This window comes from Pseudomonas sp. GW823-FHT02E01, assembly GCF_058797535.1.
The window spans coordinates 196,587-216,085 of the sequence record NZ_JBXAJS010000003.1 but is presented as its reverse complement, the minus strand read 5'-3'; the positions used below and the strand labels follow the sequence as shown (position 1 = coordinate 216,085).

17 protein-coding genes are annotated in these 19,499 nt (G+C 58.2%); 6 read left to right on the top strand and 11 right to left on the bottom strand.

The window, feature by feature from the left end; translation table 11 throughout:
- Nucleotides 1-24: 24 nt before the first annotated feature.
- Nucleotides 25-909, bottom strand: coding sequence for a LysR substrate-binding domain-containing protein (locus AC1RDQ_RS08295; protein ID WP_090454991.1), 885 nt, complete (start codon nucleotides 907-909; stop codon nucleotides 25-27).
- A 251-nt stretch (nucleotides 910-1,160) separates the two neighbouring features.
- On the opposite strand from AC1RDQ_RS08295, the gene AC1RDQ_RS08290 reads away from it, so the two are divergent.
- The gene (locus tag AC1RDQ_RS08290; protein ID WP_340316219.1) at nucleotides 1,161-1,559 is read left to right on the top strand and encodes a PaaI family thioesterase; all 399 of its coding nucleotides are present in this window, start codon (nucleotides 1,161-1,163) and stop codon (nucleotides 1,557-1,559) included.
- A gap of 187 nt (nucleotides 1,560-1,746) precedes the next feature.
- A complete protein-coding gene (locus tag AC1RDQ_RS08285) occupies nucleotides 1,747-3,996 on the top strand; it encodes a TonB-dependent siderophore receptor (protein WP_492586889.1) in 2,250 nt (749 codons plus the stop codon).
- A gap of 152 nt (nucleotides 3,997-4,148) precedes the next feature.
- Here AC1RDQ_RS08285 and AC1RDQ_RS08280 read toward each other — a convergent pair whose 3' ends face one another.
- Nucleotides 4,149-4,757 carry a MiaE family protein gene (locus AC1RDQ_RS08280; RefSeq protein WP_090454987.1) on the bottom strand — a complete coding sequence of 203 codons (609 nt, stop codon included), beginning with the start codon at nucleotides 4,755-4,757 and terminating at the stop codon, nucleotides 4,149-4,151.
- Nucleotides 4,758-4,919: 162 nt separating this feature from the next.
- Between AC1RDQ_RS08280 and AC1RDQ_RS08275 the strand changes: the two genes are divergently transcribed.
- A complete protein-coding gene (locus AC1RDQ_RS08275; protein WP_057715063.1) occupies nucleotides 4,920-5,783 on the top strand; it encodes a universal stress protein in 864 nt (287 codons plus the stop codon).
- Nucleotides 5,784-5,931: 148 nt separating this feature from the next.
- On the opposite strand, the gene AC1RDQ_RS08270 is transcribed toward AC1RDQ_RS08275, so the two are convergent.
- Nucleotides 5,932-6,402 carry a DUF1289 domain-containing protein gene (locus AC1RDQ_RS08270; RefSeq protein ID WP_057715064.1) on the bottom strand — a complete coding sequence of 157 codons (471 nt, stop codon included), beginning with the start codon at nucleotides 6,400-6,402 and terminating at the stop codon, nucleotides 5,932-5,934.
- A gap of 458 nt (nucleotides 6,403-6,860) precedes the next feature.
- On the opposite strand from AC1RDQ_RS08270, the gene acnB reads away from it, so the two are divergent.
- Complete coding sequence (gene acnB / locus AC1RDQ_RS08265) at nucleotides 6,861-9,461, top strand: bifunctional aconitate hydratase 2/2-methylisocitrate dehydratase (RefSeq protein ID WP_340316407.1); 2,601 nt, start codon at nucleotides 6,861-6,863, stop codon at nucleotides 9,459-9,461.
- A 346-nt stretch (nucleotides 9,462-9,807) separates the two neighbouring features.
- On the opposite strand, the gene AC1RDQ_RS08260 is transcribed toward acnB, so the two are convergent.
- The 3 genes from AC1RDQ_RS08260 to AC1RDQ_RS08250 form a co-directional block, all read right to left on the bottom strand.
- Nucleotides 9,808-11,088, bottom strand: coding sequence for a serine/threonine transporter (locus tag AC1RDQ_RS08260; protein WP_057715067.1), 1,281 nt, complete (start codon nucleotides 11,086-11,088; stop codon nucleotides 9,808-9,810).
- Between the two features lie 480 nt (nucleotides 11,089-11,568).
- Entirely contained in the window at nucleotides 11,569-12,954 is a 1,386-nt protein-coding gene (locus AC1RDQ_RS08255; protein ID WP_057715068.1) for a DEAD/DEAH box helicase, read from the bottom strand.
- Entirely contained in the window at nucleotides 12,951-13,532 is a 582-nt protein-coding gene (locus AC1RDQ_RS08250) for a VspR family transcription factor (RefSeq protein ID WP_057715069.1), read from the bottom strand. Before AC1RDQ_RS08250 ends, AC1RDQ_RS08255 begins: the two co-directional genes overlap by 4 nt.
- 111 nt (nucleotides 13,533-13,643) lie before the next feature.
- On the opposite strand from AC1RDQ_RS08250, the gene AC1RDQ_RS08245 reads away from it, so the two are divergent.
- Entirely contained in the window at nucleotides 13,644-13,898 is a 255-nt protein-coding gene (locus AC1RDQ_RS08245; RefSeq protein WP_057716617.1) for a helix-turn-helix domain-containing protein, read from the top strand.
- A gap of 199 nt (nucleotides 13,899-14,097) precedes the next feature.
- Complete coding sequence (locus tag AC1RDQ_RS08240; RefSeq protein WP_057715070.1) at nucleotides 14,098-14,547, top strand: Xre family toxin-antitoxin system antitoxin; 450 nt, start codon at nucleotides 14,098-14,100, stop codon at nucleotides 14,545-14,547.
- A 687-nt stretch (nucleotides 14,548-15,234) separates the two neighbouring features.
- Here the strand turns inward: AC1RDQ_RS08240 and AC1RDQ_RS08235 are convergent.
- The 5 genes from AC1RDQ_RS08235 to AC1RDQ_RS08215 are packed head-to-tail and all read right to left on the bottom strand — an operon-like array spanning nucleotide 15,235 to nucleotide 19,499.
- Complete coding sequence (locus tag AC1RDQ_RS08235) at nucleotides 15,235-16,428, bottom strand: MFS transporter (protein WP_057715071.1); 1,194 nt, start codon at nucleotides 16,426-16,428, stop codon at nucleotides 15,235-15,237.
- Nucleotides 16,428-17,165 carry an alpha/beta fold hydrolase gene (locus AC1RDQ_RS08230; RefSeq protein WP_057715072.1) on the bottom strand — a complete coding sequence of 246 codons (738 nt, stop codon included), beginning with the start codon at nucleotides 17,163-17,165 and terminating at the stop codon, nucleotides 16,428-16,430. The genes AC1RDQ_RS08235 and AC1RDQ_RS08230 overlap by 1 nt, the downstream gene beginning before the upstream one ends.
- A gap of 42 nt (nucleotides 17,166-17,207) precedes the next feature.
- Entirely contained in the window at nucleotides 17,208-18,065 is an 858-nt protein-coding gene (locus tag AC1RDQ_RS08225; RefSeq protein ID WP_057715073.1) for a cache domain-containing protein, read from the bottom strand.
- Nucleotides 18,062-18,943, bottom strand: coding sequence for a pantoate--beta-alanine ligase (gene panC, locus AC1RDQ_RS08220; protein ID WP_057715074.1), 882 nt, complete (start codon nucleotides 18,941-18,943; stop codon nucleotides 18,062-18,064). The genes AC1RDQ_RS08225 and panC overlap by 4 nt, the downstream gene beginning before the upstream one ends.
- A gap of 4 nt (nucleotides 18,944-18,947) precedes the next feature.
- Nucleotides 18,948-19,499 carry a glutathione peroxidase gene (locus tag AC1RDQ_RS08215; protein WP_057715075.1) on the bottom strand — a complete coding sequence of 184 codons (552 nt, stop codon included), beginning with the start codon at nucleotides 19,497-19,499 and terminating at the stop codon, nucleotides 18,948-18,950.

Sequence of the window (19,499 nt, the reverse complement as noted above, 5' to 3'; positions counted from 1 at the left end):
TTCGGAATACTTGAATTCAACTCATCAATCGAGCAACTGATCGTTGAACCATTCCAGCATTTGCGCCACCGCCGGACGCTCCAGCCGCAGCCGCTCGCACACCAGCGCATATTGGCCCAGCGCGGTCATGCTCGAGGTGAACGGCCGTACCAGCCGCCCGCTGAGCAAATCTTCCTGGGCCGTCAAGTTGTCGCCCATGGCCACGCCCTGCCCTTGGGCCGCGGCCTCCAGTGCCAGCCCGGCGTGGGCGAAATACAATTGACGATCAGGGCGCTGGTCACCGGCATGGCTGGTAAGCCACGCGGTCCAGGTCTTGCCGTCCTGGTCGTCGTGCAGCAGACAGTGGCGGGCCAGGTCCTTCGGGGTTTTCAGGGTGCCCTGGTTGAACAGGCCGGGGCTGCACACCGGGAAGAACTGCAACGCAGGCAGCGGTCGGACGAAATACGCGGTGCTGTCCACCGGGCCGGTGCCGTAGGTGATCGCCAGGTCGATGTCTTCCCCGGGCGCCGTGGCGTCGATCGGCTGTTCGTACAGATGCAAGGTGATGTGCGGGTAACGCGCGTAGAAATCCGTGAGACGACTCATCAGCCACTTTTGCGCCAGCTCGGCGGTGACCGCCAGACGCAATACCGCCAGGGATGAAGGGTCGCGCAGTTCATCGCAGGCATCGCCAATCAGTTCGAAAGCCTGCTGCAAACTTTGCATCAGGCGCCCGGCGGCCAGGGTCGGGCGAATCTGCCGGCCCTCGCGCACGAACAGCGGCACACCGAGTTGCTCTTCGAGTTGGCGAATCTGGTGGCTGACGGCGCTGTCGGTGACACACAGCTCGGCCGCCGCCCGACCGAAATGGGCGTGACGGGCGGCGCATTCGAAGGTTCGCAGGGCTGCCAGGGAGGGTAAGCGTCGCATGGGGGTCATGTCCCGGTTTCGAGGGGGACATGCTGACTTGGCCTTGAGTGGGCGTCCAGTGGGACCGCGTTATCGTTCATCGCGAGCAAGCTCGCTCCCACAGGGGATTGCATTCCAAATGTGGGAGCGAGCTTGCTCGCGATGGGGCCAGTATATTCACCATAAATCCACCGCCCTATCACGCTGGCTGATCAACGATGACATGCCCCCGAACCCGGCGCATGTTGAACCCTCAACCGGAGGGATTCGCCATGCTCAACACACTCAAACAGATCAACTCAACCTCGGCCTTCAACCGCTGGGCCGGCTTTGAAGTCACCCGCGCCGAAACTGGCGAAGCCGAGCTCACCATGGCCTTTCGTGAAAACGACATGGCGCAATACGCCGGTTTCCTGCATGCCGGCCTGATTGGCGCGATGCTCGACACCGCCTGCGGATTTGCCGCCGGGACTGTGGCGGGCAACGTGCTGGCCTCGCACTTTTCAGTGAACTGCCTGGCACCTGCGATCGGTGAAGTGTTCATCGCCCGGGGCCGAGTGGTGAAGGCCGGCAAGAAACAGGTATTTGCCCGCGCCGAACTGTTCGCGCAAACAGCCGGTCAATTGAAACTGGTGGCGACCGGCGACGCGATTCTGGTGCCGGTCGAGTAGCCCTTACGGTCTAGGCTGTTCAGGGTACGCTCAAGAATCCATCGCCCAGTGGCATGAGCGTCTCGGCCTGGTCTGCCGAGAATAATTATCAGTTTTTTTCATACGGCAGTTCCCCTTTGCGTTTTTCGTTCGGTCAACCCCTCAGAAGCACTTCAACTACCGATCGATTCGATGCAAAGGGATCCCCATGTCGCACCCGCTTGTCGCCCGTTTCCGTTTTGCCTTGTGCCCTCTGGCGCTGGCCCTGCCTGCCGCCCTGCTGAGCCTTGTACCCGTTGTCCACGCCGCTGAAACCGATGCCGAAAAGAACTCGGCCCGGGACGACGGCGTACTGCAACTGGGCGCAACGACCATTTCCGGCCAGGCGCTGGGCGCTACCACCGAAGGCACCCACTCCTACACCACCGGTTCAACATCCACGGCCACCGGCCTGCCCCTGTCGATCCGCGAAACGCCGCAATCGGTGACCGTAATTACCCGTCAGCAGATGGACGACCGCGGTGTGCAGAGCATCGGCGACGCGCTACGCAACACCCCCGGCATTTCGACGCAAAAGTACGACAGTGACCGCACCGAGTTTTCCGCCCGCGGCTTTGCCATCACCAACTTCCAGTACGACGGCGTGAACATTCCGTATGACGGTGTCTACGGTGAAAACCCTAACAACGGCGACGACGCGTCCAGCCTGGACCGCATCGAAATCGTCAAGGGTGCGACCGGCCTGATGACCGGTTCGGGCGACCCGTCCGCCACCGTCAACCTGATCCGCAAGAAGCCGACCAAGGAATTCAAGGCGTCGATCAGCGGCACCGTCGGTTACTGGGACGCGTATCGCAGCGTCGGCGATATTTCCGGTTCGCTGAACGATTCCGGCAGTGTGCGTGGCCGCTTCGTCGGTGCTTATTCCGACAAGAACTCCTACCAGGATCATTACAGCCAGAAGAAAGACCTGTTCTATGGCATCCTCGAAGCCGATCTGACACCCGACACCCTGCTGACCTTCGGCGTCGACAAGTCAAGCACCACCCCGCGAGGCTCGTCCTGGACCGGCAACCCGGTGTACTTCTCGGACGGTGGCCGTACCGACTTCCCGCGTCACTTCAACCCGGGCGCCGACTGGAGTCGTCGCGACTTCGACGACATCACTTACTTCGCCTCCCTGGAACAGGCCCTGGCCAACGACTGGAAGTTCAAGGCCAGCATCGACCAGAAAACCACCGATCACGACACTCGCCTGGCCTCGGCCAGCGGCGGCAACCCGGACCGCGCCACTGGTGAAGGCATGTTCCTGTACTGGGGTCGCTGGGAAGGTCATCGCGTGCAAAACACCGCTGACGTGAACGTCACAGGCCCCTTCACCCTGGGAGGCCGCGAGCATGAACTGGTGGCTGGCTTCATGGCTTCCCACTCGCGCCAGACCGGCGCGACCTACGACACCAGCGCCTTCGAATTGGTCCCGGGCAGCATCTACGACTGGAACGGCGATCTGCCGGAACAGAACTTCCCGAAAAACGGCAAGTACGAACGCATCCAAAGCCAGAATGGCCTGTACCTGGCCACGCGCCTGCACGCGACCGACGATCTGTCGATCATCCTCGGCAGCCGCCTGAGCACCTTCAAGTACAACGAGGATTATTCGTACTATCCGGGTGCGGGACTCGATGACACCCATGCCAGCTACAAGGAACATGGCGTGGTCACGCCCTATGCCGGTGTGGTTTATGACCTGGACGACACCTATTCTGCATACGCCAGCTACACCAGCATCTACCAGCCACAAACCTACAAGGACGCCAACGGTTCGACCCTGGCACCGGTCGAGGGCGCCAGTTACGAAGCCGGCCTGAAAGCCGCTTACTTCGACGGGCGACTGAACGCCAGCCTGGCCTTCTTCCGCATCGAGCAAGACAACCTCGCCGAATCGATCGGAACCAACCCGGTCACCAACGAAGGCATCTACAAAGCCATCGACGGCGCAACCACCAAAGGTGTGGAACTGGAACTGGCCGGTGAAGCGGCCGAAGGTTGGAACCTGTCGGCCGGCTATACCTACGCCCGCACCCGTGACGCTGATGAACAGCGCATCTTTGGCTTCCCACTGGCGACATCCAAACCGGAACATGTCGTGCGTACGTTCACCACCTACCGCCTGCCCGGCGCACTGGATCAGGTGACCATCGGTGGCGGTATCAGCTGGCAGAGCGCGTTCTACGGCAAGATCTACAGCCCGACAACGGGCGGCGACACCCGCATCAAGCAAGGTGGCTACACCCTCGTCGACCTGATGAGCCGCTACCAGTTCAACGAAAACCTGAGCTTCACCGTCAACGCCAACAACGTGTTCGACAAACGCTACCTGACGGGCCTGGGCAACTTCGACACCACGTACTACGGCGAACCACGCAACGTGATGTTGACCACCAAGTGGGATTTCTAAGCTGAGCGCCCGCCAGAAAACTGATACCTGTCAGTTAACACCGGAACCTGTGGGAGCGAGCTTGCTCGCGATAGCGGACTGTCAGCCACCTCAGGTGTGACTGCCTGATCCGTCATCGCGAGCAAGCTCGCTCCCACAATGGGTTGCGGTGTTTATGCCGCAGCCGGTATGCCGCTATGGAAGCGAAACTCCACATCCGGGGATTCGATCAGTTCCTGCTCGGCGGCACGGACCCTGTCGATCACCTGGGCGATGTCCTTGGCGTCCCCATATTGGTAGGCCAGCTTCAGGTAACCCTGGAAATGCCTGGCCTCGCTCTTGAGCAGACCGAAATAGAACTTGCCCAGTTCTTCGTCCAGGTGCGGCACCAGCGCTTCGAAACGCTCGCAACTGCGGGCTTCGATGAAGGCGCCGACCACCAGGGTGTCCACCAGTTTCACCGGCTCGTGACTGCGCACCACCTTGCGCAGCCCCGACGCATAGCGCCCGGCGGACAGCTGGCGCAGTTCGATCTTGCGCCGTTTCATCAGGCGCATGACCTGTTCGTGGTGCACCAGTTCTTCCCGGGCCAGGCGCGACATCATGTTGATCAGATCGACGTGGGAGTGATACTTGGCGATCAGGCTCAACGCGGTGCTGGCGGCCTTGAATTCGCAGTTCTTGTGGTCGATCAGCAGGGTTTCCTGATCGGCCAGCGCGGCCTGGATCCAGCCGTCGGGGGTGCGGCAGCCAAGGAACTCGTGAATTTCGGGAAGGATCATGGGGCTCACGGAAAAATAGGTTCAAAACGAAGGGCGCCGATTATACCGGCCTGCCCGCAGACCACCAGTCGCCGACCGTTGATATGCATCAAGTCCCCGAATCGCCGACAGCAACTATAGTTGTGCAACGCCGTGCTTTTTCATTTTCAGGAGATCCCGCTCATGCAAGCCATTCGCAGCATTCTGGTGGTCATCGAACCCGAGCACTCGGAAAGCCTGGCGCTCAAACGGGCGAAGTTGATCGCCGGTGTGACCCAGGCGCAGTTGCATCTGCTGGTGTGCGACCCCAAGCATGATCACAGTGGAATGTTGGGTGTGCTCAAGGCCGCTTTGACGGAGGACGGCTACAGCGTCACCACCGAGCAGGCCTGGAACGACAGCCAACACCAAACCATCGTCGATGTGCAGCAAGCCGAAGGTTGCGGCCTGGTGGTCAAGCAGCACTTCCCCGACAGTCCGTTGAAAAAAGCCCTGCTGACCCCGCAGGACTGGAAGCTGTTGCGGTCCTGCCCGACTCCGGTGCTGCTGGTGAAAACCGCCGATTCATGGAAAGACAAAGTGATCCTGGCAGCCATCGACGTCGGTAACACCGACCAGGAACATCGCCACCTGCACAACACCATCATCGATCATGGCTATGACATCGCAACCCTGGCCAAGGCCCGCCTGCACGTGATCAGCGCCCACCCGTCGCCGATGCTGTCGGCGGCCGACCCGACGTTTCAACTGAGCGAAACCATCCAGGCGCGCTATCGCGAACAGTGCAAGGCGTTCCAGGCGGAATTCGACATCGACGATGATCACCTGCACATCGAGGAAGGCCCGGCGGATGTGCTGATTCCGTTCATGGTGCACAAACTGCAGGCAGCGGTGACGGTGATCGGCACCGTAGCGCGCAGCGGGTTGTCAGGGGCGTTGATCGGCAATACGGCGGAAGTGGTGCTCGATGCGGTCGAGAGCGATGTGCTGGTGCTCAAGCCGATGGAAGTGGCGGATCATCTCGAGGAGATTGCGGACAAGCATTGAAGCCGAACATGCTTTTGTGGCGAGGGGGCTCGCCCCCGCTGGGTCGCGAAGCGGCCCCCTGCATTCCGGCAGATGTACTTGTACCAGCTCAATTTGCGACGGCTGCGCCGCCGAACGGGGGCAAGCCCCCTCGCCACATATCAGCGGGTCAGCCGCCAAAGGCGTCTTGCAGGAACCCCGGCGCAATATAGCGCTGGTAATGGGCTTCGGAGAGCAGGAAAAATTCCCGATCAATGGCGTCGCGCAATTCCGGCAGGTTCCACTCGCGAAACTCCGGCAGCAGCACCATCCCGTAGGCTTCCAGGTTGTTGATCACCCGCGCACCGCGCGCGATCAACTGGTAGGCCCAGCAATATTCCGACTGATGGGGCACGAAGCGGATCTTGCGCTGTTCCAGCTGCATTCGGAGCAGTGCCGGATCGAAAATTTCCACCTTGGCGGCCATCACCTGTGACAGCAACTGCTCAAGACGCAGCCATACCGCGCGCTTTTCTTCCTCGTTGTAACCGTTCCAGTGGATCACTTCGTGGTGGAAGCGCTTGCAGCCACGGCACACCAGGTCACCGTAAACAGTGGAGCAGAGGCCGACGCAGGGAGTCTTGATGGTCTGATTGGGCATAGATAGGCAAAAACGCGAAAAAGCAGAACAGGCCGGCATGTTAGCCCTTTGTCGGCCATTGATCACCCCTCAAAGTTCAGGGCCTGTGGAGAATCGGGCTCTGGTGACCGCCACCACCAAAGTCCAATAAACACTGACTTACCTTTAATTTTTTTTTGCCGTAGAATCAGCCTGCCTTTTTAGGCGCCAATGTCCGTTAGAAGCTGTTTTCAAAGCGTCACGAGCACAGTCGTTCCTTCAGAGCGGTGTTGGCGAGGGGTTTTTCCAGCGGGGAAAAGCCCAACGCCAACCCTCATCAGCTCCCGTTCTGCAGGCGTAAAACTTTGAAAGCAGCTTCTGTAAGGAATTGTCGGTAATTCTGGCTAAGTGGCTCACAACGCCATGCAGCGCATGAGTACGGCAATTTCGGGATGAGCGTCCCGGACACCCATTTGGGACCACTGATGAGGGTAATAACTGTGCTTGAAGCCTACCGCAAACATATCGAAGAGCGCGCAGCACTGGGTATCGTTCCCCAGCCGCTAAACGCCGAACAAACTGCAGGCCTGGTCGAGCTGCTGAAAAATCCCCCGGCTGGCGAAGAAGCATTCCTCGTTGACCTGATCACCAATCGCGTTCCGCCTGGAGTGGACGAAGCAGCCTATGTAAAGGCCGGCTTCCTGTCCGCCATCGCCAAAGGCGAAGCCAAATCCCCCCTGATCGACAAGAAGCGCGCTGTTGAACTGCTCGGCACCATGCAGGGCGGCTACAACATCGTGACTCTGGTTAACCTGCTGGACGACGCCGAACTGGCTCCAGTAGCGGCCGAAGAACTCAAGCACACCCTGCTGATGTTCGACGCCTTCCACGACGTCGCTGAAAAAGCCAAGAACGGTAACGTTCACGCCCAAGGCGTGCTGCAATCCTGGGCTGACGGCGAGTGGTTCGTGAAGCGCCCGACCCTGGCCGACAAGATCAGCCTGCGCGTGTTCAAGGTCACTGGCGAAACCAACACCGACGACCTGTCCCCTGCTCCTGATGCCTGGTCCCGTCCAGATATCCCGCTGCACGCCCTGGCCATGCTGAAAATGGCTCGCGACGGCATCGTGCCTGACGCACAAGGCGTCACCGGTCCGATGAAGCAGATCGAAGAAATGCGCAACGCCGGTTTCCCTATCGCCTACGTCGGTGACGTGGTCGGTACCGGTTCTTCGCGTAAATCGGCGACCAACTCCGTACTGTGGTTCTTCGGCGACGACGTTCCTTATGTACCGAACAAGCGTGCCGGCGGTTTCTGCTTCGGCAGCAAAATCGCTCCGATCTTCTACAACACCATGGAAGATGCCGGCGCACTGCCAATCGAATTCGATGTTTCCAACATGCACATGGGCGACGTGATCGACCTGTACCCGCATGCTGGCAAAGTGTGCAAGCACGGCACCGACGAAGTCCTGACCACCTTCGAAATGAAGACTCCGGTGCTGTTGGACGAAGTTCGCGCTGGCGGCCGTATCCCGCTGATCATCGGCCGTGGCCTGACCGAGAAGGCTCGCACCGAGCTGGGTCTGCCACCTTCGAACCTGTTCAAGAAGCCTGAAGCTCCGGCTGAAAGCACCAAGGGTTTCACCCTGGCGCAGAAAATGGTCGGCAAGGCTTGCGGCGTGACCGGCGTTCGTCCGGGCACCTACTGCGAACCGAAGATGACCACCGTGGGTTCCCAGGACACCACCGGTCCAATGACCCGTGACGAACTCAAAGACCTGGCGTGCCTGGGCTTCTCGACCGATCTGGTGATGCAGTCCTTCTGCCACACCGCGGCTTACCCTAAGCCGATCGACGTGACCACCCACCACACCCTGCCTGACTTCATCATGACCCGCGGCGGCGTTTCCCTGCGTCCGGGCGACGGCATCATCCACTCGTGGCTGAACCGCATGCTGCTGCCAGACACCGTCGGTACCGGTGGTGACTCCCACACCCGTTTCCCGATCGGCATCTCGTTCCCGGCCGGTTCCGGCCTGGTTGCGTTCGCCGCAGCCACCGGCGTCATGCCGCTGGACATGCCTGAGTCGATCCTGGTTCGCTTCAAAGGCGAACTGCAGCCAGGCGTCACCCTGCGTGACCTGGTTCACGCCATTCCTTACTACGCGATCCAGGCTGGCCTGCTGACCGTAGAGAAGAAAGGCAAGAAGAACGCCTTCTCCGGTCGCATCCTGGAGATCGAAGGCCTGCCTAAACTGACCGTAGAGCAAGCGTTCGAACTGTCTGACGCCTCGGCTGAACGTTCGGCTGCCGGTTGCACCATCCAGCTGTCCAAAGAGTCGATTGCCGAATACCTGCAGTCCAACATCACCCTGCTGCGCTGGATGATCGGCGAAGGCTACGGCGATGCACGTACTCTGGAACGTCGCGCTCAAGCAATGGAAGCCTGGCTGGCCAACCCTGAGCTGCTGGAAGCCGACAAAGACGCCGAATACGCCGAAGTCATCGAGATCGACCTGGCCGACATCAAGGAGCCTGTGCTCTGCGCGCCGAACGACCCGGACGACGCTCGCCTGCTCTCCAGCGTTGCTGGCGAGAAGATCGACGAAGTGTTCATCGGCTCGTGCATGACCAACATCGGTCACTTCCGCGCCGCCGGCAAGTTGCTGGAACAGGTCAAGGGTCAGCTGCCAACCCGTCTGTGGCTGTCGCCGCCGACCAAGATGGACGCTCACCAGCTGACCGAAGAAGGCTACTACGGCATCTACGGCAAGGCCGGCGCTCGCATGGAAATGCCAGGCTGCTCGCTGTGCATGGGTAACCAGGCACGTGTAGAGCCGAACTCGACTGTAGTGTCGACTTCGACCCGTAACTTCCCGAACCGTCTGGGTGACGGCGCGAACGTCTACCTGGCTTCGGCCGAGCTGGCGTCCGTGGCTTCCATCCTGGGTCGCCTGCCGACCGTCGAGGAGTACATGGAATACGCTGGCAAGATCGACAGCATGGCGGCCGATGTCTACCGCTACCTGTCCTTCGACCAGATCGCCGAGTTCCGTGAAGCTGCTGCGAACGCCAACATCCCGGTCGTTCAAGCCTAACGTTGCAACGCAATGAAAAACGCCGCCCATCGTGAGATGAGCGGCGTTTTTTTATGGCTGTTTTTTGTGTGTATATCCGTTTCTGGAGTAATGGCTGCTATTTGTTCCGCGAGCCGACCTGGCTCTGACTGAGGTCCCCGAACCTCTGTAGGAGCGAGCCTGCTCGCGATGGTCGTCAACGATAACGCAGGCTGTCTGAATCCCCGCGGTGTCCCGGCGTTTTTCGCGAGCAGGCTCGCTCCTACAGCCGACCGCGGCAGACCGAATACCCCCGAGCCCCTCCAAAAAAAAACGGCCGACCCGAAAACCGGATCAGCCGTTATTTACTCAGCAAATCAAACAGCAATCACGCACTCAGCGAATAGACCAACGCCGAAATCGCCACCAGGCCCACCGCCGTCACGAAGACATTGGACGCCTGACCGCGATAGCGTGCCATCGCCGGCACCTTGCGGATGGCGTACATCGGCATCAGGAACAGGATCGCCGCGATCACCGGGCCACCGAGGGTTTCGATCATGCCGAGGATGCTCGGGTTCAGCGTGGCGACGATCCAGCACACCACCAGCATGAACGCGGCGGTCATACGGTCCAGGGCCTTGGCGGACGGACGCTTGCCGCTCTTGACGATCAGACCCTTGAGGCCTTCGCTGGCGCCGATGTAGTGCCCCAGGAACGACTTGGAAATGGCCACGAAGGCAATCAACGGCGCCGCGAAGGCAATGGTCGGATTGCTGAAGTGGTTGGCCAGGTACGACAGGATCGACAGGTTCTGCGCCTTGGCTTCAGCCAGTTGCGCTGGCGACAGGGTCAGCACGCAACTGAAGACGAAGAACAGCACCATCACTACCATCAACAGATGGGCACGGGACAGGATCTGCGAGCTGCGTTCCTCGGCGTGTTCGCCATAACGACGCTTCTGGTCGACCGCAAACGCCGAGATGATCGGCGAGTGGTTGAACGAGAACACCATCACCGGAATCGCCAGCCACAGGGTATGCAGCAGCGCCGACGGTGCAGGCACTTGGCTCGCGGTGGCGAGAATTCCGCCGTTCCAGTGCGGAATCAGGTACACCGCCAGAAACAGCAGCGCCACGATGAACGGGTAAACCATCAGGCTCATGGCCTTGACGATCATTTGCTCGCCGCAGCGCACCACGGCCAGCAGGCCAAGGATCAGCACCAGCGACAACACGGCGCGCGGTGGCGGCGTGATGTGCAATTGATGCTCAAGGAAACTGCCCACGGTGTTGGTCAGCGCCACGCTGTAGATCAGCAGGATCGGGAAGATCGCGAAGAAGTACAACAGCGTGATCAGCGCGCCGGCCTTGATGCCGAAATGTTCTTCCACCACTTCAGTGATGTCGGCGCCTTCGCGACCGGACAACACGAAACGGGTCAGCCCGCGGTGTGCGTAGAACGTCATCGGAAACGCCAGCAACGCCAGGATCAGCAGCGGCCAGAAACCGCCCAGGCCTGCGTTGATCGGCAAAAACAGGGTTCCGGCACCAATCGCCGTGCCAAACAGCCCCAGCATCCAGGTGGTGTCTTGGCGATTCCAGCTCGTAAGCGTCGCGGGTGTCGCGTCTACATAGCGTTCGTTAACGCTATTGGCCTGATCATTCATCCGGTGGGATCTCCACATTCCGGTCACTTGCCACCCGGCCAGGACGCGTCGGAATACCCGACAGGCGGCGCCCGGCCGAAACAGGGGCGCGATTCTGGAGGATTAGTGAGCAGAAGCAAAGACTTAGGTGAGGAACGGTGGTACCAGATAGACGAAAGTCCCCTGTGGGAGCGAGCTTGCCGTAGGTTTTCAGTATTGTTTGGACTTTTTTCACGATCTTTGAACGGACGCTTGGACTCCACAGGCCATTTTTCGAGGTAGTTCAGACGTTTGAGAGTGACAAAGTGAACCCCGAAAATGGGTATCACTCCCTAATTATTACGTGAGAGGTGAGTGACCATTCACCCATTACTCCGCGGTAAGCGCACTAGACAAAACGACCTAGAGGCTACCGTCGACCGGAGGCAAAACCGCTAGATAGCGGAACTTCTCGGCGATTGGGCCAAGGCTGTTACGACCTGGTGTTGGATAAGCAACACATCAGAAAACGGCCAGCAATTGCTGGCGATAACTTTTCGAAAAGCTTATTTGATAAGTCGATACAGAAGCCAGATCGCCCGGGGGTAACACCTCCTGTACTGAAGCGGTAGGGGCTGAGGTGAATGGTTCTTTCAGCGCACAGCGAATCGAGCTATCCAACTCACCGTCTGTCGAGCAAGCCTCAGGTGCTGATGCACCTACAGCGCACACGACAGCCAAATCTTCCGGCAAATCATCGGCGATACGCTGTGAGAATCGCTTTAGTGTCGGCTCCGCCAAGACGAACAACCAAGCTTGATCGTCAATCTCGCCCATACGACGAAGGACTCTTCCCAGGACCTGACGGTAATGCAGCTCAGTACGAATTCGACTGAGATAGCAGCATACCTGGAGCCGAGGGATATCAGTTCCCTCGCTGATCATTCCCACAGCAACAATCCAACGGCAATCGCTATTTTTGAAACCGTTGATTACCTGTTGCGCGTCCGGGGTTTTGGTGGTCACGACCTGGAAGCTTTCGCCCCTGTCCTTCAACGCCATAGCGACTTGGTGAGCATGCTCGATATTCGTGGCGACAACCAAGCCCGCGGCATTGTGTTTGAGCATCCGCACTTCATCGAGCTTCTTGCTTCCCAGATTGAGCAACTGGTTGAGCGCATCCTCATGACAAATCAGGTCCTCGTATGAGACCGGAGACTCATGCAGTAGCTTAGCGATGCTAGGAAAAAGCTTGACGGTACTGTCGCTCGCAGAATCTTCTTTGAGCCTTAACATCTGGTTATCTAGCAGAACGATGCGAGGTGACCGGCAAACCCCATCGGAAATGGCTTCTTTAAGGCCGTAGCGATAGTCGCAAATCAATCGACCTTCCGGGTTGGAGTAACGAGCCAGCGCAATGCCTCTGTCATCGGAACGCCATGGTGTCCCCGATAGAGCTAAGGTGAAGGCGGCACGATCCTGCATTTTCAGTAAAATTTGTTGCCCCCAGGCGTTGCTCAAAAGCGGATCGTATCCGGAGCAGTGATGGATCTCGTCGAACACCGCAAGCACACGGTAGTCATCGAAAAGCTTCCAGAAGTCGTCATCCTGGTGCTCCATGGCCTGATAGGTACTTGCAGCTCCAACGGCGCCAATAAGTCCATCAAGGCGCCTCCCCAATACAGCGGAGAATGTCGAGCGAAAGCCGTCGACTACTTGGCATGACGGAGCAAAACAGAGTACGAGATCAATCTTGCCCTGCTCCAACAGTTGTCGAGCCAGCTCAGCGGCCATTCGAGTTTTACCCGCCCCTGGAGTCGCCTGACAGAAGAAGTGTGGTGTTGTTTTGTAGTGCTCAAGCGCAATTTCAATGCATTGGCTCTGCCATTTTCTCGGTGATGCTTTCATCGCGCGGACATGACTGTTTTGAGCGTCTTTTCGACCGCTCGCAGATGTCCTAAAAGACGAGAGCTTCGGTCTCGAGCTTCCAGATACTCACCTTCGACTTGGTCTTTCAGGTGCGGCATCTCGTCAAGCAATTGCTTATAGCGCTCTGCCTCTCCCATCGAGGAAAGGAAATCGAGCCGAATCTCTTTGAGTATGGATTCCAGGTGCTCGATCACATCTGGACCTGGCTGCTCTGGGTCAATGCTTTGTAAGGGCTGATGAGACGGTTTATTCACCGGCTTAGCACTGCTCTCGTACCCATTATCGATGAGTTCCACCTGCAAGTTCGCTGGAATACCCTGCCAGTGATAGATCTGACCCCGCTTCTGTCGTTTTTCATCCTGAATGACCCATCCGGTACGCAGCATGCGTCGGATCTGCTCATAGACATATCGACGCAAGTCGCTGCTGTTGAACGTCATACCCGTCAGGTGCGCAGCGTAGGCGTCACGTAGATCCTGGGTCGTAAACTGGCGTAGATGCCCCTGCTGAAACAGGTCGTAGAGCCGCCTGTCGAGGATGAATGAATCGGGTTTCATGCAGGCACCTGGAAGGGAAATTCGCGGAACAGCCAAAATGCGGATTATAATCCGTGGTTGATTCATCCGCAAACGCACGATAGTGCCGCCTCAATGGGAACCGAGGCGGTTATGCATCAGCTTGCAAAGGCATTGGGCGAAAGAATACGGACACAAAGGAAGGCCAAAGGATTTTCCCAAGATGCCTTGGCGCATGCCTGCAGTGTCGATCGTAGCTATATGGGGCGTATTGAACGTGGTGAAGTCAACATCACCGTGGAAAAGCTATATCGCATAGCTAGCGTATTGGAATGCGAGCCTCAATTCCTCTTGCCTGAAGCGCTGTCTCTTCACGAATTGGCTTCTGATTTGGCGGCAAGCGACTGAGCCAACAAGCATGCGTCGACATGAATTTAGCTATCCCTATTATTTTTTCCCCGACCGAACGCCCTAGTGATTGGGCGCTTCCCTACCCCCTCCAGTTCTAAATGACCCCATGCGGCAGCGGCCGTAAAAATTTGCGCGCTTTCATGCGATACAATGTGCCAGATACTAAGTGGCAAAGATCCAACCATGAAGGTGCGCCATGCTTGCCGAAGTGCTGAACGAGAATTCTTATAGTGACTTCCGGGACCGGTTGTCAGAATTTCTCAATGTCCCCATCGACGCTTCAGACTCGGACATCCATGAGATGATCAATGCCGGTTTTTTAGCCGATCGGATCAACATTTTTTGCGAGCAGGGCAAAATCCCCCCGCAACAACGCGACCAGATCATCCCTTACAAGACACTCAGCTCCAGGTTGACGCTCGGGCAGAGACTCACGGTGGATGAGAGTGAGCGCTTATTTCGACATGCCTACATCGCCGCTATGGCAGAAGTACTTTTTGGTAGAAGAGAGAAAGCCAGTTCGTGGCTCTCGAAGCCTAAGGATCATTTTTCTGGGAAAAGTCCAATAGCAATGCTCTCAACCAAACAAGGCACTCACCAGGTTGAGCAGTTACTAATACAGGTTGCTGAAGGGTACGCATTTTGATCGTTGGGCACGTCGGTGCAACGCAGAATTGAGAGATTCTTCCTCCAGCTAAACCGACCGGGAATAGACGGCGGCATCGCCGCACCGAAGACCTCCACGATCCGCGCCACCGCGATGTCAGTGCTCATGACCATGCGCTTGACGTCGAGGTGAATGGAGTCGATGCGAATCATTGCGTCTGTCCACGAACGAATCGGGCACAGCCATCAGGATCGGAGACAGGCCATTTCACGACTATCGTTCCGTGTGCGCAGAGGCAACCCGATGCTGACGGACTGCTAGTTCTGAATGTTTGGCGCTAGCTTCACGACAAGAAAGCAGGCAAGTCACTGAGGTGTCGATCACCGTAAAGCGACAACCAATTGCGCAGTCGTTGGCGTTGAAAACCCTCCACTACAACATTAATAAAGAGCCATTCATGCGCATCGTCTGGGATACAGCTCGCCCCACGGGAGACGCGTCACCGCCCAGTCAACGTCCACCGCGAAAGCTGGACCACTCCAGATGACCTCGTGCCGATTTTCGGAATCGGGAACGGAATGCCGCCTTAACAACCTTCCAGCGACAAGCCATTACTAGTGGGTCTTCCAAGTGGTAGCGTTGGTAACCGTTTTTTGATAGCCGCTGTCGAGTACCGCCGCTGTGCCGTGGGCCGGATATCCGTACCAACAGCACCTCTTATCGCTCCTACCTTTTATTCCTACACAAATAGAGCACCGCAACAAATCCACCCATCGACATCAACGCAGCACAGAGAAATATCGCCGCATAGCCTAGGCCAGAAGCAACCAGGCCCATCACCGGGCCGGCCAGCCCCACTGCGATATCAAAGAATAAAGAAAGTGCACTGAGCGCCGAATTACGGTTGGCCGCCGGAGTGCTGGACAGTGTTTCCACCCCTAACCCCGGATAGACCCATGACACCCCTATCCCGGTCAGCGCACCGCCAGCAATTGCCAGTGCAGGAGATGGCGCGAGCCATATCAGCAGCATGCCCAGGGTCTGTATAAGCAGGCAGCCGCCCACCACCTTGTAGCCCCTGAATCGCTGCAGTATTCCCGGCGAGGACAAGCGGGCAACGATAAAGCCAGCCCCGAACCCACTCAAACAGTAGGCGGCGTGGTCCCAGCCCTGGCTGTCGAAGTACAGTGCGACGAATGCCGTCAGGCCGCCAAACCCTACCGAACTGCACACCAGGACCAGACCATTGGGCATGACCGCGAAGAGAACTCGATAGAATGCCAATCGGGCGCCTGTGATCAAAGGCGCCGGGCGCTTGCCCAGCGCCAAAATCAGGAATATCAGGCCTAGCAACACCGTGCACAGCCCGACACTGGCGATACCCAACGAATTACGCAGCAGCACGCCCAGCGGCGCTCCGACTGCCGTACCACCGTAAGCCGCTATTCCGTTCCACGACATGACCTGTGCTGCCCGAGGCGCACCACATAACCCAATGGCCCAGGTGCAGCAAGGCGTGGAGATCATGGCCGTGGAGGCCCCCAACACCAGCCTGCCCAGCAGTATGAGTGTCAGGGTCAACCAGGGTTGGGTGGGCAAGATGATCGCAAGCGCGGTCAGGGTGCCACTCAACATCAAGCCACTGAGCCCACACACCACTGCGTATTTGGCGCCCTGGCGGTCAGCCACGCCACCGGCCAACGGACGAGCCAGGAGCGTCGCCAGGTACTGCGAGCTAATCACCACGCCGGCAAAAACCGAGGTCAGGCCTAGGTCATTGAGGACATAGCCCGGCAACACTGCAAGTGGCAAGCCACTGCAGACGTACGAGATAAAGTTGAAGCAGATAATGGACAGGATCAACCAGTTGCTGCCGATAGCCTTGCCATTACTGCGGCTTAAAACACCGATGTCGCCCATCACTGCCGCTCTAGGCCCCGTACGACATCCGCAAGCAACTGCGGGTGTGATACGAACGGCTCGTGCGCCGTATCGATCTCGATAACCACGCCCGCGCCGGCACGTTGAGCAAAACGCCGCTGCCAGTCGACGGGAAGGATGTTGTCGCGCAGGGTGATGATGTAACTCGCCGGAATGATTCCCGGATATCCCACGCGACTGATGGAGTCTGTCGCAACACAAAGTGGCGTCGTGTCCTGGCTCACTTCGCTTAACAACCAACCAAGGGTTTGCTCGCTCAAGTCCTGACCGAACATCGCCACGGCCAGCACTTGAGGGGTTGTTTGCGCCGGGTCCAGCGGCCAGCCGACATGGTCCGGGCTTTCGCCATGCAGCCTGGTGCCAAGCAGCTGCAGAATTGATTGGCCTTCACTGGGCAATGCGCAAGCCAGGTATAGCAACTGCGAATACAGTTGGGGAGCGGCCATGACCATCATCGGAAGCAAAACTCCCGCGATGGAATGTCCAAGCAGGACGGCCTGGTTCACGCCGAGTGCACGCAGGTCCTCATTCAGTTCATCAACCACATCATCGAGCCGCAGGGACCCAACATCACGGCCGCGCTTGGTACCGCATCCTGGCATATCCAGGGTAATTACTCGTTCGAAGCATCCAGGCTGCTGGTTGAGCGCCTCAACGAAGGGCCCCCAACACCAGGAGCCGTGGTTGCCGCCATGCAGCAATACCAAATCAGTCATGCGCACGCTCCTGAGAGTGGGTACCGGTCGTACCTGTCTTGATCACTTGACTGCATAGCAACCCACGGCGACGACGAACCCGTTTACCCGCTGCAGAAAAGTTCTCTTGTATTCGTTTTGCCCGGTAATCGGGTTACGCCACAGATAAGCGATCTCACCTGTTTCATGGCCGCTCATCTGTTCGAGGATGTCCTCGCCAATCGGCTTGCCATCGACTGAGCGCAATGAGTTGAAGTCGGTGCCGATCAACCGGGGCGAAAAACCGTGAGCGACAAACCGCTTGGTCTTGAGATCCACCACGAAGGCATACAGATCATCCTCGGTGAACTGTTTATCGTGCTGATTAATGAGCCCGAAGGTGGTTTTCGCGTCGTTGGCAACTTGTCGCGAAATCTGCCCAAGCAGCTGTTGTGCCTGTTCGGGGGAGGACCGTGGCATGTAGTAACCCACGACGATCAACCGATCCTTGACGCGCTGATAGAACACGCGTTTACGCTCGACCTTGGCGTGTTGCCAGTTCCACCAGCGGTATTCGGCGCTACGCACAATGCCGTCGTCCGGCTGTGCAATGGCATGCTTGAATGCCGCCTGGAGGTCGTCGTCCAGGACGCTGAACACCGGCTTGCCGACCAGCGAAACGGAAGGCCCACCGCTGGCGAGCATCACACCGGAGGTATCGACCACGTAGATGTACAGTTCACCATCGATAAAGGCCCCCTGCCGACTGAACTCGGCCAACGCGGAGTCGCCCTTGGCTTTGTACTCGGCAACAGCTTTTACCAACAAGGCATTGGCGCGTTGGGTGTCAGCACTGTAAGCGTCCACCGGTGCTTGCTGAGCAAAGCCGACGAGGGAGAAAAAGCACAGGCACAACGCAGCGAACGCTCGATAAAGACTCATTGTTGTTCCTCTGGTGAAGTTTCCGATGCCCGAAGGTCCACCGTCAGATTGTCAATGAGCCGTGTTTTGCCAATGCGCGCCGCCACCAGAATCACAAAGTGAGTATCGGTGCTTTTCACAGGTGTTAAATCCTGGGCATTCCTGACTTCAAAGTATTCCAGTTGAAAACCGGCGTCGCTGATACGTTGATGACATTCAATCAACTGGCGCTCAGCCACCCTCCTCTCGAGCTGGATACTCGCCGCCATTTGCTTCAAACAAGCGTAGAGGACGGGGGCTACCGAGCGCTCATGCTCGGTCAGATAGCCGTTGCGCGAGGATAATGCCAAGCCGTCCGCGGCCCGGATCGTCGGTGCACCGACAACGTCAGTCACCATGTTGAGATCCCTGACCATCGAGCGCACGACTGCCAGCTGCTGATAGTCCTTTTCCCCGAAAACCGCCACGTCTGGCTGGGCAATGTTCAGCAGCTTGGCGACGACTGTGGCCATGCCGTCAAAGTGACCAGGGCGTGCCGCACCGCAAAGACCTTCAGAAGCGTTCGGCACACTGACGATGGCCTGATTGAGCATTCCATCCGGATAGATCTGTTCGACAGCGGGGGCAAACAGCACATCACACCCGGCATTGACCAGTCTTTCGCGATCAGCATCGGGCGTGCGGGGATAGTTGGCCAGGTCCTCATTGGCCCCGAACTGGAGTGGGTTGACGAAGATGCTGGCGACGACGAAGTCCGCTCGCTGCTTTGCGCAATGAATCAGGGCGATATGACCGTCATGCAAATTGCCCATGGTCGGCACCAGTGCGACTTTCTTGTTCTCACCCCGGGCGCGGGCAACGAGCGCACGCAACGCGCCAACCGTATCGACTGTCTGCACCGCGTTACGCCTCTTTGGCCAATTGCGCCTCGATTGCCTCAAGCAACCGCGGATCATCCGCTGCAACGTCCGGAGCGAAACGAGCGACGACCGCACCCTGGCGATCGATCAGAAACTTCTCGAAGTTCCAGAGCACGTCCGTCGTGTTGGCAGACTCGATGCCGTAACCCAGCAGACGCTCGCGCATTGGGCCTTCGCCTGTGGACTCAGGTTGCGCGGCGGTCAGCTCAGCGTAGAGAGGATGCTGCTCGGTACCGACAACCGAGATTTTCGAGAACAGCGGGAAGTGAACGTCATAGTTCACTGAACAGAACTCGGCGATTTCCGCATCGCTATACGGCTCCTGTTCCCTGAAATCGTTGGCAGGGAAACCCAGCACTTCCAGCCCTTGTGAATGCTTGCTCTGGTAGAGCTTTTCCAGACCTTCATATTGCGGGGTCAGCCCACATTTAGAAGCCAGGTTGACCACCAGCAGGACTTTGCCCCGATAATCGCTAAGGCGGCTGGCACTGCCATCGATCTGCTTCAGCGAAATATCGTAAAGGGAGTTACTCAT